The organism is Spongiactinospora sp. 9N601 (assembly GCF_044326295.1).
Taxonomy (GTDB): domain Bacteria; phylum Actinomycetota; class Actinomycetes; order Streptosporangiales; family Streptosporangiaceae; genus Spongiactinospora; species Spongiactinospora gelatinilytica.
The window spans coordinates 68,389-82,425 of record NZ_JBIRBB010000026.1; the positions used below are offsets into that span (position 1 = coordinate 68,389).

General features: G+C 72.1%; 10 protein-coding genes. 2 read left to right on the top strand and 8 right to left on the bottom strand.

Annotated elements, in window-relative coordinates; translation table 11 throughout:
- Positions 1–135: 135 nt before the first annotated feature.
- Positions 136–2,367 carry an acyl-CoA dehydrogenase gene (locus tag ACH34R_RS40615; RefSeq protein ID WP_397566942.1) on the bottom strand — a complete coding sequence of 744 codons (2,232 nt, stop codon included), beginning with the start codon at positions 2,365–2,367 and terminating at the stop codon, positions 136–138.
- 98 nt (positions 2,368–2,465) lie between these two features.
- A complete protein-coding gene (locus ACH34R_RS40620) occupies positions 2,466–3,590 on the bottom strand; it encodes a hypothetical protein (RefSeq protein WP_397566943.1) in 1,125 nt (374 codons plus the stop codon).
- 120 nt (positions 3,591–3,710) lie between these two features.
- Here ACH34R_RS40620 and ACH34R_RS40625 point away from each other — a divergent pair, with 120 nt between their 5' ends.
- A complete protein-coding gene (locus ACH34R_RS40625) occupies positions 3,711–4,868 on the top strand; it encodes a S1C family serine protease (protein ID WP_397566944.1) in 1,158 nt (385 codons plus the stop codon).
- 3 nt (positions 4,869–4,871) lie between these two features.
- On the opposite strand, the gene ACH34R_RS40630 is transcribed toward ACH34R_RS40625, so the two are convergent.
- Entirely contained in the window at positions 4,872–6,725 is a 1,854-nt protein-coding gene (locus tag ACH34R_RS40630; RefSeq protein ID WP_397566945.1) for an ABC transporter ATP-binding protein, read from the bottom strand.
- Positions 6,722–8,539, bottom strand: coding sequence for an ABC transporter ATP-binding protein (locus tag ACH34R_RS40635; protein WP_397566946.1), 1,818 nt, complete (start codon positions 8,537–8,539; stop codon positions 6,722–6,724). The genes ACH34R_RS40630 and ACH34R_RS40635 overlap by 4 nt, the downstream gene beginning before the upstream one ends.
- Positions 8,540–8,951: 412 nt before the next feature.
- Between ACH34R_RS40635 and ACH34R_RS40640 the strand changes: the two genes are divergently transcribed.
- Entirely contained in the window at positions 8,952–10,484 is a 1,533-nt protein-coding gene (locus tag ACH34R_RS40640; protein WP_397566947.1) for an SLC13 family permease, read from the top strand.
- A 193-nt stretch (positions 10,485–10,677) separates the two neighbouring features.
- Here ACH34R_RS40640 and ACH34R_RS40645 read toward each other — a convergent pair whose 3' ends face one another.
- The 4 genes from ACH34R_RS40645 to ACH34R_RS40660 form a co-directional block, all read right to left on the bottom strand.
- The gene (locus tag ACH34R_RS40645; RefSeq protein ID WP_397566948.1) at positions 10,678–11,271 is read right to left on the bottom strand and encodes a YbhB/YbcL family Raf kinase inhibitor-like protein; all 594 of its coding nucleotides are present in this window, start codon (positions 11,269–11,271) and stop codon (positions 10,678–10,680) included.
- Positions 11,272–11,455: 184 nt separating this feature from the next.
- The gene (locus ACH34R_RS40650; protein ID WP_397566949.1) at positions 11,456–12,472 is read right to left on the bottom strand and encodes an alpha/beta fold hydrolase; all 1,017 of its coding nucleotides are present in this window, start codon (positions 12,470–12,472) and stop codon (positions 11,456–11,458) included.
- A gap of 1 nt (position 12,473) precedes the next feature.
- A complete protein-coding gene (gene fmdA, locus ACH34R_RS40655) occupies positions 12,474–13,721 on the bottom strand; it encodes a formamidase (protein WP_397566950.1) in 1,248 nt (415 codons plus the stop codon).
- Positions 13,722–13,740: 19 nt separating this feature from the next.
- Positions 13,741–14,028 carry an FmdB family zinc ribbon protein gene (locus ACH34R_RS40660; protein WP_111171254.1) on the bottom strand — a complete coding sequence of 96 codons (288 nt, stop codon included), beginning with the start codon at positions 14,026–14,028 and terminating at the stop codon, positions 13,741–13,743.
- Positions 14,029–14,037: the final 9 nt, after the last annotated feature.

Here is a 14,037-nt window from a genome sequence, read left to right on the forward strand (position 1 = left end):
GTCGGCCGGTACCGGCGGCCGATGGGAGCCGGCGGGTGGGTGTTGGGCATGGTGGGCCTTTCTGGGCGGGGGGCTGGGTGCCCGCCGCCGTAAACGGCTCATTCCCTCCTGCCGGGTGGTGCCACTCCTGCCGGGTCAGCCGCCCGGTTCGGGGTCGCGGGGGAGGCCGAGCATGCGTTCGGCGATGATGTTGAGCTGGACCTCGGTGGTGCCGCCGTAGATGGTCATGGCGCGGGTGGCGAGGATCGCGCGGGTCCAGTAGCCGGCGTCGCCGAGTTTGGCGTCGGCGGCGGTCACCGCGGCCGTGCCGAGCAGCGTGACCGCGCACTCGGCCACGCGCTGGGCGTGCGCGGTGGACAGCACCTTGCGTACCGACGCCTCCGCGCCCGGCTCGCCGCCCGCGAGCTGCTTGAGGGTCACCCGCAGCGCCAGCGCCTCGATGGCGTGCGCCTCGCCGACCACCGCGGCGATCTCGGCGCGCTCGGCGGGGGACGGTTCGCGGCCGAGCCGCCCGACCAGCCCGAGCAGGTCCGGTACGGCCGCGCCGGACCGCCCCGGCCCCGACGACAGCAGCACCCGCTCGTTGGACAGCGTGTTGCGGGCCACCCGCCACCCGTTGTCCACCGCGCCGACCACCTGGTCGTCGGGCACGAAGACGCCGTCCAGGTAGACCGCGTTGAACAGGGCCTCGCCGGTCATCTCGGTCAGCGGGCTGACCGTCACGCCGGGGGACTTCATGTCCACCAGGAAGTAGGTGATGCCCTCCCGCTTGGGCTTGTCCGGGCTGGTCCTGGCCAGGCAGATGGCCCACTCGGCGGTCTTGGCGAAGGACGTCCAGACCTTCTGCCCGGTGAGCCGCCAGCCGCCGGGCGCGCGCTCGGCCCGGGTGGCCAGCGACGCCAGGTCCGAGCCCGCGCCCGGCTCGCTGAACAACTGGCACCAGGCCAGCTCACCGCTCAGCGTGCGCGGCAGGAAGCGCTCCTGCTGCTCGGGCGTGCCGTACGTCGCGATGGAGGGCACCACCCACGCGCCGATGAGCATGTGCGGCGTGCGCACCTTGGCGGCCCGCAGCTCCTGGGCGATGAGAACCTGTTCCAGCGGGCTCGCCGCGCGGCCCCACGGGCGGGGCAGGTGCGGCATGACGAACCCGGCCGCCGCGACCGCCCGGCGCTGCGCCGCGCCGGACAGGCGGGCGACCTCGGCGACCTCCTCGCGCAGCCGGGCCCGTACCGGCTCCGCGCCGGACGGCAGGTCGATCCGCATGGAACGGCTCACGCCGCCCAGCGCGTGCCCGGCCACCGCCGAGGCCCACCCCGCCGAAGGGCCGAGCAGCGCGCGCAGCGTCAGCGCGCGGCGGTAGTACAGGTGCGCCTCGTGGTCGTAGGTGTAGCCGATGCCGCCGAAGGTCTGGATGGCGTCGGCCGCGCAGCGGACCGCGGCGTCGGGGGCGGTTACCCCGGCCACCGCGGCGGCGAAGGCAGCCTCGTCGCTCTGCCCGGCGGACCTGGCCGCGTCCCAGACGGTGGCGCGGGCCTGTTCGAGCGCCACCAGCATCCGCGCGATCTTGTGTTTGACCGCCTGGAACTGCCCGATCGGGCGGCCGAACTGCTCGCGCGTCCTGGCGTGCCCGGCCGCCGCCGACACGCACCAGGCGGCGACCCCCGCAGCCTCCGCGCCGAGCAGGATCGCCGCGAGGTCGTCCATCCGGGCTCGGGTCAGCCCGTCGAGCACCCGCTCGGCCGGTACGACGAGCGAAGGCACCGCGACCATGGCCACGCCGCGGGTGAGGTCCAGGGCGGGCAGCGGCGTGACCGTCACGCTCTCCCGGGGCAGCGCCACCCACTCCTCGCCCTGCTCGGTGCGCACCGGCAGCACCAGCACGTCGGCCTGCGCGCCGCCCGCCACCGGCTCGGCCCTGCCGTCGATGGTGAGCGTGCCGTCGTCGTTCCTGGTGCCGGTGAGGCCGCCGCCGCTCAGCGCGACCGCGCCGGTCAGGCCGCCGCCGGCCAGGCCGGGCAGCAGCTCGGCGGGCGCCTTGCCGGTCGCGGCCCAGATCGCGGCGGAGGCCAGGACGGTGGGCAGGTAGGGGCCGGGGGTCAGGCGCTCGGCGAGGGCCTCGACGACGATGGCGGTCTCCAGCAGGCCGTAGCCGGAGCCGCCGTACTTCTCCGGCAGGTGCAGGCCGAGCAGGCCCTGACCGGCGAGGGAGTTCCAGAACGCGGGCCGCGCGGTCGCGTCCTCCGGCCCGGCCTCGGCGGAACCGGCGGCGACCGCGGCGCGGACCGCCTCGGCGGGGACGTGCCTTTCCAGCCAGCCGGACACCGAATCCCGTAGGGCCTGGTGTTCCTCGCTGAATCCGATCGCCATCGTCCACCTTCCCCGCGTGCTACTGCGGCCGGGCATACCGGCGCTCGCAGAATCATATTCTGGTGCGGGCTTCCCCGGGAGGCGTCCGGAAATCCCGCTCAGCCCGGTCTGACGCCGTTGACCACCTTAGAGATGTCCGGCCACAGTGCCTTGCGGGTGTCCGGAACGCTCATCAGGAGCATGCCGGGCCTGCGCTTGCCGGTGTCGGCCACGACGATCGCGGCGCGCGAGGTGTGCTTGGCGCCGCCCGTCCGGTAGGTCACCGTGTAGGTGAGCACCCATCCCTTGCCCGTGGTGAGCCGGCGCGAGCCGGTCCAGGCCAGCGTGGAGCCCGGCGGATGGTGGGCGCCCAGCGACCACCTGGCCCCGGCGGCGGCTGCCGCGCGCAGCGCGGCCTCCCCGGACGGCGAGGCGTGCGCGGTACCGGGGAGCAGGCCGGACACCACCATCGTGTAGGGCGCGCGCCACTTGCCCGCCCGCTGCGCCCGGGAGAAGGGAGAGGAGTCGGGGATGGCCCAGGGGGCGGCCAGCCGGGGATAGGCGAGCCCGGCCTTGGGGTCGTCCACCAGGCCGATCACCGTGCTGCCCGCTCCGGCGTGGGCCGGCAGGCCCTTGGACTTCGGAACCGGTGGCACGGGCGGCACGCTCGGCGAGGCGGCGGGCGTGGGGGACGTCGTCACCTCGGCGCTGCGGACCGTCGAGCGCCCGGCGTACTCGTCGCCGCCGAACACCACGAAGATCAGCACCACGACGATCACGGTCGCCACGGTGGCCGCGATCGTGTAGGCCACCCGCATCGGCAGCTCGGCCAGCCGGGCGAACGGGCCGGTGCGCCTGGCCCGGCCATCGTCGGCGGGGCGCTCGCGGGGCAGCAGGGAGTAGACCTCGGCGGCGGGCCGCGCGGGCACGGCGGGCGGCAGCCGGCGCGGGAACGATCCAGTCTGCTTCAGGCTGCGCAGGTCGGCCGTCGTGGTGAGGTCCTCACCGGGCCGCGCGATGGGCGGCTCGCCAGGACGCGCGGGCACCGGCCGACGCGACGGCTCGGCGGATCGCGCGGGCACCGGGCGGCTCGGCGGATCGTCGGGGCGGGGCGTGGGCGGCTCAGTGGAGCGGGCGGGCACCGGGCGGCTCGGGGGGTCGGCGGATCGGGGGCGGCCGGTGGCGGGCTCGCCATCGGCGGGTACCCGCGGCATGGGAGTGGTCGCATCGTCAACGTCCGCCATGGCCGCAGGTTACGTCACGCCTCTCGTCCGCGCAGCCCCACCCGCGTCACGATCTTGCCGTCTTCCCAGGTACGGACACCCGGCGGACTACCGGCCACCGGCTTGGGGAACGTACCAAGGATGGGGAACGTGACTCGGCGCCTGACGCTCGTCCTCTGCTCGGCCGCGCTCGCCACGGCCGCGGCGTGCGGCGGGCCGCCGGGCGTCGGCGGGCAGCCCGCGACCACTCCGACCGGCCCCACCCCGACCGGCACCGCCGCCCCCACCTCGCCCGCGCCCACGACCGCCTCCCCCGGCCGTACCCACCCGCCGGCGACCGCCGCCCCGGTGACCGCGCCCGAGGCGGCGGTCGCGGTGGAGCGGGCGTACGAGCAGGTCATCGCGGCGGTGCTGCCGTCGATCGTGCAGATCACCACGCAGACGGGCCTCGGTTCGGGGATCATCTACGACACCGCCGGCCACATCGTCACCAACGCCCATGTGATCGGCGACGCGCGGTCCTTCGAGGTCAGCCCGGCGACCGGCGGCACCCCGAGGACCGCCAGGCTGGTGGAGTCCTTCCCGATCGGCGACCTCGCGGTGATCAAGGTGGACGACGCCCGCGGCCTGGTCCCGGCCAGGTTCGGCGACGCGAGCAGGCTGCGGGTGGGGCAGATGGTGCTGGCCATGGGCAACCCGCTGGGCCTTTCCGGCAGTGTCACCGAGGGCATCATCTCCGCGCTCGGCCGTACGGTCTCCGAGCCCGAGGGCCGGGGCTCGCCCGGGGCGACCATCACCAACGCCATCCAGACCTCCGCCCCGATCAACCCCGGCAACAGCGGCGGCGCGCTGGTGAACCTCTCCGGCCAGGTGGTCGGCATCCCCACGCTCGCCGCCACCAACCCGGAGCTGGCCGGCGCGGCGGCCCCCGGCATCGGCTTCGCGATCCCGTGCAGCACGGTGACCGACATCGCCGGCCAGATCATCCGCGACGGCAAGGTCACCAACACCAGGCGGGCCGCCCTCGGCGTGACCGTCTCCGGGGCGGTCGGCGTGGACGGCCGCCCGGCGGGGGCGAACGTCATCCGCGTCACCCCCGGCGGCGGCGCGGACCGGGCGGGCATCCGCGCCGGGGACAGGGTGACGTCGGTCGACGGCATCGAGACGGCGACCGTCGCCGCCCTGTCCGAGGTGCTGGCCACCCTCAAGCCCGGCCAGACGGTCAAGGTCGAGATCACCCGCCAGGACGGCTCGACGGCGACGGTCGACGTCAGGCTGGACGAGCTGCCCGGCGATTGACCGTCACGCCAGGCTGTCCAGCCACGCCTGGTGCAGGTCGGCGAAGCGGCCGGAGGTGGCGATCAGCCGGTCGGGGGAGCCGTCCTCCACCACCCGGCCGTCCTCCATGACCAGCACCCGTTCGGCGATCTCCACGGTGGACAGCCGGTGCGCGATGATCAGCGCGGTGCGGTCGGCCAGGATGGTCCGCAGCGCCCGCTGGACCAGGCGCTCGCTCGGCACGTCCAGGCTGGAGGTGGCCTCGTCCAGGATGAGCACCGCCGGATCGGCCAGGAACGCCCTGGCGAAGGCGATGAGCTGGCGCTGCCCCGCCGACATCCGGCCGCCGCGCTTGCCGACCTCGGTGTCGTAGCCCTCCGGCAGCGACGCGATGAAGTCGTGCGCGCCGATGGCCTGCGCCGCGGCCACGATGTCCCGGCGTCCGGCCTGCGGGCGGCCGAACCTGATGTTCTCCGCCACCGTTCCGGTGAACAGGAAGTTCTCCTGGGTCACCATGACCACCGCGCGGCGCAGCGTGGTCTCGTCGAGGTCGCGCAGGTCCACGCCGTCCAGCAGTACGCGCCCGGCCGTCGGGTCGTAGAACCGGGAGATCAGCTTGGCGACGGTCGTCTTGCCCGCGCCGGTCGCGCCGACCACCGCGACCGTCTGCCCGGCCGGAATGCGCAGGTCCAGCCTGCGCAGGATCGGTACGTCGGGCACGTAGGAGAACGCCACCCCCTCGAAGGTCACCTCTCCCCTGGCCTCGGGCAGCGGCACCGGCGCGGCCGGTTCGGCCACGTCGGGCTCCTCCTCAAGGACTCCGGACAGCTTCTCCAGCGCCGCGCCCGCCGACTGGAGGGTGTTGTAGAACTGGCTGATCTCCTGCATCGGCTCGTAGAACTGGCGCAGGTACAGCAGGAAGGCGGCGAGCACGCCGACCGTCACCTCCCCGCCGAAGGCGAGCCACCCGCCGTACACCAGCACCACGGCGATGGTGACGTTGCCGATCAGCTTCACCCCGGGCATGAACATCGCGACGAGCCGCATGCTGTACGCGTTGGCCTCGCGGTAGCCCTCGTTCAGCTCCCCGAAGATCTCCTGGTTGCGCGGCTCGCGGCGGAACGCCTGCACCGCGCGGATACCGGTCATCGACTCCACGAAGTGGACGATCACCAGCGCCACCGCCTCGCGGGTCCGGCGGTAGGCGATGCTGGACTGCCTGCGGAACCAGCGGGTGAAGAACAGCAGGATCGGCAGCGGCAGCAGCGCCACCAGGCCCAGATGGACGTCCAGGACGAGCAGCAGCACCGCGGTTCCGGCGAGGGTCAGCACGGCGGTGACCAGGCTGTCGAACCCGGACGCGAGCATCTCGGCGATCGCCTCCACGTCGGAGGTGAGCCGGGAGATGACCCGCCCGGAGGTGTACCGCTCGTGGAAGGCCATCGACAGCTTCTGAAAGTGGTCGAACACCCGCCTGCGCAGTTCCAGCAGCGTCTCCTGGCCGATCCGCCCGGACAGGCCCAGGAACGCCCGCCGGGTCAGCGCCTGGACCACCGCCGCGGCCAGGGTCAGGCCGACGATGATCAGCAGCGTCCCCGGCCCCTGCCCGGCCACCATCGGCGGGATGCCCTCGTCGATGCCGATCTTGACCAGGAACGGGATGGACAGCGCCGCCGCGTTGGAGACCACGATGATCGCCACGAGCAGGGCGATGGACCTGCGGTGCGGCCGGAGCAGGTCGCCGAGCAGCCGCCGGGAACGGGCCCGCAGCAGCACGGAGACCTGCTCGGAGATCTCGTCCTGGGCTTCACTGGCGACGCCGCGCCAGCTTCCGGCCGCGCCGGACTCCGGCTCGGTCCCGGGTTCGGTCACCGTCATCGCAGCGCCTCCCGCTGGTCCTCGGTGTCGAGCCCGGCGTCCTGCGCGAGCAGTTCGCGGTACTCCGGCACCTGGGCGAGCAGGTCCTGGTGGCGGCCGACGTGGGTGATGGTGCCGTCGCGCAGCAGCGCCACCTTGTCGGCGAGCAGGACGGTGGAGGCCCGGTGGGCGACGATCAGGCCGGTGGCCTCGCGCAGCACGTTGCGCAGCGCGGCCTCCACCAGCGCCTCGGTCTCCACATCGAGCGCGGACAGGGTGTCGTCGAGCACCAGGATGCGCGGTCTGCTGAGCACCGCCCTGGCCAGGGCGAGCCGCTGGCGCTGGCCGCCGGACAGCGACAGCCCCTGCTCGCCGATCCGGGTGTCGAGGCCCCAGGGCAGGTCGTAGGCGAAGGTGGCCTGCGCGATCTCCAGGGCGTCGCGCATCTCCTCTTCCGTGGCGTCGCGGCGGCCCAGCGAGAGGTTCTCCCGCACGCTCATGGAGAACAGTGTCGGCTCCTCGAAGGCGGTCGCCACGGCCGAGCGCAACGCGGGCAGGGACAGGTCGCGCACGTCGTGCCCGTCGATGGTGATCCGGCCCGCGGTGACGTCGAGCAGCCGGGGTACCAGCGCGGTCAGCGTGGTCTTGCCCGACCCGGTGGGCCCGACGACGGCGACCGTCTCGCCCGGACGTACGTCCAGCCGGACGTCGTGGAGCAGCGGCCGGTCCTCTTCGCCGGGGAAGTGGAAGCCGACGCCCTCGAACCGCAGGTGCCCGCGGGGCAGTTCGACGGCGGCGGGGCCGCCGACGATCTCGGGTTCGGTGTCCAGCACCTCCATCACCCGGTCGGCGGCGGTCATCGCCTCCTGGCCCATGGCCAGGATGTGGCCGAGCGAGGCGATCGGCCAGACCAGGGAGAGCATCAGGGTGGTGAAGGCGACCAGGGTGCCGAGGGTCAGCGTGCCCGCGCCGACGGCGAGCGCGCCGAGCAGGAGCACCAGGGCCAGCGTGACGTTCGGCATGACGGTGAGGAAGGTGAAGAACTTGGCCGACAGCCGTACCTTGGCCATGGCGCTGCGGTACAGCGTGCGCGCGGACTCGTCGTAGCCTTCGTAGGCGTGGTGCCTGCGGCCGAAGGAGCGGATGGTCCGCACGCCGAGCGCGGCCTCCTCGACGAGCGTGGCGAGGTCGCCCTGCTCGTCCTGCACCTGCCGGGAGATGCGGATGTAGTGCTTCTCGAAGCGCAGGCACATGATCACGATCGGTACGGCGGAGCCCGCCACCAGCAGGCCGAGCGGCCAGTGCATCCGTAGCAGCAGCGCGGTCACGGTGACGAGCTGGATGATGTTCATCACCAGGAACAGCATCCCGAATCCGAAGAAGCGGCGGATCACCGAAAGGTCGGTGGTCACCCGGGACAGAAGCTGACCCGACTGCCAGTGGCCGTGGAAGCTCATCGGCAGGCGCTGCATGTGCTCGTACACGTCGTCGCGGATGGCGGTCTCCAGGCCGAGGACCGGCCCGATGGAGGTCCATCTGCGGAGGAAGGTGAGGAACGCCTCGGTGCAGCCGAGGCCGAGCGCCAGCAGGCCGAGCGGCAGCAGGCCGCCGGGGTCGCGGTGGGCGATGGGGCCGTCCACCACCTCCCGGCCGACCAGCGGGATGGCGATGCTCGTGGCGATGCCGAGGGAGGCGGCCAGCCAGAGGATCACCAGGCGGCCTGCGTAGGGGCGGAGGTAGGACTTCATCCGCCACAGGGAGTTGGCGGCGAGCCGGGTCCGGGTGGGAGGGAGGGAGGGGACGGAGGGCGCGGGAGATCTACTGTCGGAACTCATCGCTGGGCAGGGCACTCCTCATCGATGTAGGGGGCACGGACAGTCGAGGGTGTTCGGGGTCGGGGCCGCGCGACGCTGCGTCGCGGGCCGTACGGACGGGCGAATCGCGGCCATACGGGACGGGACGAGCACAAGCCGGGGCGGATCAGGCCGTACGCACATCACGCGCACGCCCAGCGCACACCGGGGCGGATCAAGGACCGTGCGGCGGGAGCGGATCGGGGCCGTTGCGGCAGAGCCCGCCTGGTTTCCCCCCTCGGCGGCCCCTCGAAGGGCGCTCTCGCCGTTCTAGGGTATTACCCCCTATCAACCCATTTAATGGACGCCGGGGACACATTGCCACCACCTGCCGACGCTGCGTCACGACACATTCCGCTTGCCGGGGCGCGCGGGCGGGCGGATGATCGCCGATGTGACCTACCGCACACTCGATGAGATTCGCGAAACCCTCAGCCCGGCCGAGGAGCGATTCGAGCGCGCCCGCCGTACGGCGGGGCTCTGGCTGGCGCCGCTCGCCGGCCTGGGGGTCTACCTGGCCACCCCCGGCCTGCCCGACGCGCAGCGGAAGCTGGCGGCCGTCCTGGCCCTGGTGATCGTGGCTTGGATCACCGAGGCCGTCCCGATCCCGGTCACCGCCGCCCTCGGGCTCGCGCTGTGCGCGCTGCTCGGGGTGGCCCCCGCGGCCGAGGTCTTCGGGGCGTTCGCCAGCCCGACGATCTTCCTGTTCATCGGCGGCTTCGTGATCGCCGAGGCGATGATGCGGCACGGACTGCACCGCAGGTTCGCGTTCTGGATCCTGTCGCTGCCGGGCGTGGCGGGCTCGACGTATCGCACGGTGATCGCGTTCGGGCTGGCCACGATGGCGCTCAGCGCGTTCATCTCCAACACCGCGACCACCGCGATGCTGCTGCCGATCGCGCTCGGCGTGGTGGCGACGCTGTCGGGGTTCGTGGCCGGTGGCACCGACCCGCGCCGGCTGCGGTTCGCCACCGCGATCATGCTGATGCTGGCCTACTCGGCGTCCATCGGCGGGCTGCTCACGCCCATCGGCTCACCGCCCAACCTGATCGGCCGCGGCCTGATCGAGGACGCCACCGGCACCCGGATACCGTTCTTCACCTGGGTCGTCATGGCCGCGCCCATCGTGCTGGCGATGTTCGCGGTGCTGTCGGTGGTACTGCTGTGGCTCAACCGGCCCGAGACCCGGCGGATCGAGGGCGCCGGCGCGTACGTCGCCACGGAGCGCGCCGGGCTCGGGCGGATGTCGGCCGGGGAGCGCAACACGCTCATCGCCTTCGGCGTCGCGGTGGCCTTGTGGATCACGCCGGGCGTCGTGGCGCTGGTGGCGGGCGAGGAGTCGGCCGTCTACAGGGCCGTGCTGGCCCGCGTGGACGAGGGCGTCGTCGCGATCGTGGCCGCCGCGCTGTTGTTCGTGCTGCCGGTGGACTGGCGGGCCCGCCGCTTCACGCTGACCTGGAACGAGGCCGTACGCATCGACTGGGGCACGATCCTGCTGTTCGGGGCGGGCATCGCGCTGGGCAAACTCCTGTCGGAGACCGGCCTGGCCGAGACGATGGGCCGCAACGCCGCGGCGCTGCTCGGCGTCTCCTCGCTGCTCGGGCTGACCCTGCTGGCCACCCTGGTGGCCATCGTGATCAGCGAGACGACCAGCAACACGGCCAGCGTGGGGGTCGTGGTACCGATCATCCTGCCGATCGCGACCGCCGCGGGGGTCGAGCCGCTCGTCCCCGCCCTGGCGGCGGTCTTCGGCGCGTCGTTCGGGTTCATGCTGCCGGTCTCCACGCCGCCCAACGCGATCGTGTACGGCTCGGGCATGGTGCCGATCACCCGGATGGTGCGCTCGGGGCTGGTCTTCGACCTGATCGGCGCGATCGTGATCGTGGCGGGCGTCATGCTGATGGCCCCGGCGGCCGGCCTCGGATGAACGCCCCTTGACGGTGACGGTCGGTGATCGAGACAATACGGCTTGAACATGCTTCGCGGCGTGCGGTGAACCACCACCGCGCGGCGTGAGGATCGGCATCACCCACGCGGGTGCCGCCCCCAACGGGGCCGGGCCGCCGCTCACCCAGAGCGGCGGCCCCGGTCCCGCGCGGGTCTCCGGCGCTCCGCGAGCCTCACGACAGGGCGGTGATCCTGGCCGAGCCGAGTGAGGCGTTGGCGATGACCTGCGCCGCGGTCCTGATCGAGGAGTTTTCGTTGAGTTCGGTCAGGGTCGCCCGGTTGAGCGCGTGGACCCTGAACTCATAGGTGTTGATCGAGCTGGGCGAGCACGGCCCCTGGTAGCCCCACAGGCTCGCACTGCCGCGGTAGTAGATCTGCCTGGACCCGGGAGGCACCGGTGGCTGGTAAAGGTGGGCGACGTTCTGCGGAAGCGACGTCGTGCTCACCGGAATGTCGTAGATGATCCAGTGCAGCAGATTGTTGTTGCTCAGGTCGCGCATGATGATCGCGTAACTCTGCGCGCCCGCCGGGGCTCCGGACCACGACAGCGGCGGGGACTCGTTCTTCTTACGCGCGTCCGGGGGCCTGGCGCTGGTGCACTCGTGCACGATGGGAATGGTCCCGCCCTGGGCGAACGCGCTGCTGGTGATGGTGAACGCGGCACGGTTCGCGCCCGGTTGCGCGGTCGCCGGGGAGGCGGCGGCGATCACGGCCGCCGCGGCGCAGACGGCGAGCGCGACGTGCGACACGACTCGTCTGATGGTCACAGTGGGCTCCTTAAATGGGGGTGACTGTGGTGCTCCATCCTTTTTCATGTGGTTTTTACGGTTGGTGTGGCACAGTGTACGGACGGTGCTTTTTCTTGCCTACCATCTATTCTTTTGGTATATCGCCCTATGGCGAAAAGGAGAGGCGGCCCCGGCGTACACCGTGACCGCCCCCGCTCCCGCGCTATGACGCCATCAGTTCGCGCAGCCCTTCGTCGATGAACCGGACGTCCTCGGGGTTGCTACCGTGCCCCGCGAAGTGCCCCCAGACGCCGGGGATGACCCGGAGCCGGGCGTTGGGGATGCGCTCCACGGCCCACGCCTCGTCCTCCGGCGGGAAGTAGAGGTCCTTCTCCGCCGGCATGACCAGCGCCCTGGCCTTGATGGAGGCCAGCGCCGCCTCGGTGTCGCCGTTGAAGCCGGGGGTCAGCCCCACGTCGGCGGCGTGCCAGACGCGCAGCATGGTGATCAGGTTGTTGGGATCTCTGTCGTCGAGGAAGAAGCCTTCCCAGAAACCGACCAGGAAGTCCTCCAGGGAGGTGTAACCCAGTCGCTCGTACAGGTGCTGCCAGTAGAACGCCTGGGAGAACCCCCATCCGGCGTAGACGCGGGCGGCGGCCCGCAGGCCGGTGGTCAGCCGGCGCTCGCCGTACCAGCCGCCGTTGAAGCCCCCGTCGGCGGTGAGCGCGGCCTGCACGCCCTCCAGGAACACCTTGTTGTGCGGGCTGGTGTGCGAGGAGCCGCAGAAGGGCGCAATCCGCTCCACCATGTCCGGGTGGCTGACCGCCCACTGGTAGGTCTGCCCCGCGCCCATCGACCAGCCGGTCACCAGGGCCAGGCGCTGCACGCCGAACCGCTCGGTGACCAGCCGGTGCTGGGCCGCGACGTTGTCGTACATCGTGACGCGCGGGAACCTGGCCCGGTCGTACGGCTCCGGCGTGTTGCTCGGCGAGCTGGACAGGCCGTTGCCGAACTGGTTGGGCACGATGATGAAGTAGCGTTCCGGGTCCAGGGTCATCCCCGGTCCGATCAGCCACTCGTTGTCCCAGTGCCGCCCGGAGTACCAGGTCGGGTAGACGATCACGTTGTCCTTCGCGGGGGACGGCTCGCCGTACGTCTTGTAGGCGAGCCGCGCCCCCCGCAGGGTCGCGCCGCTGAGGAAGGTGAAGTCCCCCAGCTCGAAGATCTCGTAGTCGGACATGTCAGCCACTGGTGGCGCAGGAGCCTCGGTCGGCCTTCCTCGGGCCCTCCGCGGTCGGGCGGATGTCGAAGTCGAAGATCTCGGTGGGCAGGTAGAGGGTGCAGCAGGCGTTCGGGATGTCCACGACCCCGCTGACCCGGCCCTCCACCGGCGCGGCCCCGAGCAGCAGGTACGCCTGCGCGCCGCTGTAGCCGAAGGTCTTGAGGTACTCGATCGCGTTCAGGCACGCGTTGCGGTAGGCGAGCGTGGCGTCGTTGTAGTAGTTGGTGTCGGTGTCGTGATCGACGGAGATGCCGATGAACGACATGAACTCCGAGTAGCGCGGCTCCACGTTGCCGGGCAGGAACACCGGGTTGGTGGTGATCCCGTACTTCGCCATGCCGCCCTTGATCAGGTCGACATGGAAGTCGATGAACCCGCCCATCTCGATGGCGCCGCAGAAGGTGATCTCGCCGTCGCCCTGGCTGAAGTGCAGATCGCCGCCGGAGAACAGGGCGCCGGGCACATAGACGGGGTAGAAGACGCGTGCGCCCCGGCTGAAGTTCTTGATGTCGTGGTTGCCGCCGTTCTCGCGGGGTGGCACGGTACGGGCCCCCTCGCGGCCGACGCGCTCCAGGTCCTGGCCGCCGAGCGGCCCGGCGAGCACGCCTTCGCCCAGCGGGGGCAGCGCCAGCGGCGGCACCCGCTGCGGGGCGGTGTCGATCAGGGCCTGCTCGCGGGTGTTCCAGCGGGCCAGCAGGTCCGGCGATGGAGCGGTGCCGAACAGGCCCGGGTGGGTGATGCCGGTGAACCTGACCCCGGGGATGTGCCGGGAGGTGGCCTGCTGGCCGTGGAAGTCCCAGATGGCCTTGTAGGCGTCGGGGTACTGGTCGGTCAGGAAGCCGCCGCCGTTCTGCTTGGCGAAGATCCCGGTATAGCCCCAGCCTTCGCCGGGGAGGCCGCCCGCCGCCTGCGGCACCGGGCCGATGTCGAGGATGTCGATGACCAGCAGGTCGCCCGGCTCCGCGCCCTCCACCGCGATGGGGCCGCTGAGCATGTGGCAGACCGACAGGTTCACATCACGTACGTCGTTGGCGGAGTCGTTGTTGCCGATCTGGCCGTCGGTCCACTCGCGGCACTCCACCCGGAACTCCGCGCCCGGCCGTACCGTGACCGCGGGCGGGATGTCGGGATGCCACCGGTTGTGACCCGGGGCGGCCTGGTCGCGCATGGAACGCGCCTGGTCGACGCTGAAGACGACTTCGGGCATGGCAGAGTCTCCCGTCAGATCAGGGTCGGGGAAGCTTGGCCCAACGCGGGTCGGGCGGGGGCGTCGCGCGCTTGGGGCGCGCCGGAACCCGCTGGGTGACCTGCGGCTCGTGGGCACTCGCCTGCGCGGCGTCCAGCGCCCTCACCAGTGCGGGCGCGGTGCGCGCCAGCAGCGGCGGGGTGTAGACGCGCACGGCGGGCTCGCCGCAGCCGACGCATTCCTCGGTCGCCGCCGCCTCGCCGATCGGCCGCCGTACTTCGAACGGACCACACACGGCACATCGGTAGGGATACGTCGCCACGATCATCAACCTCCC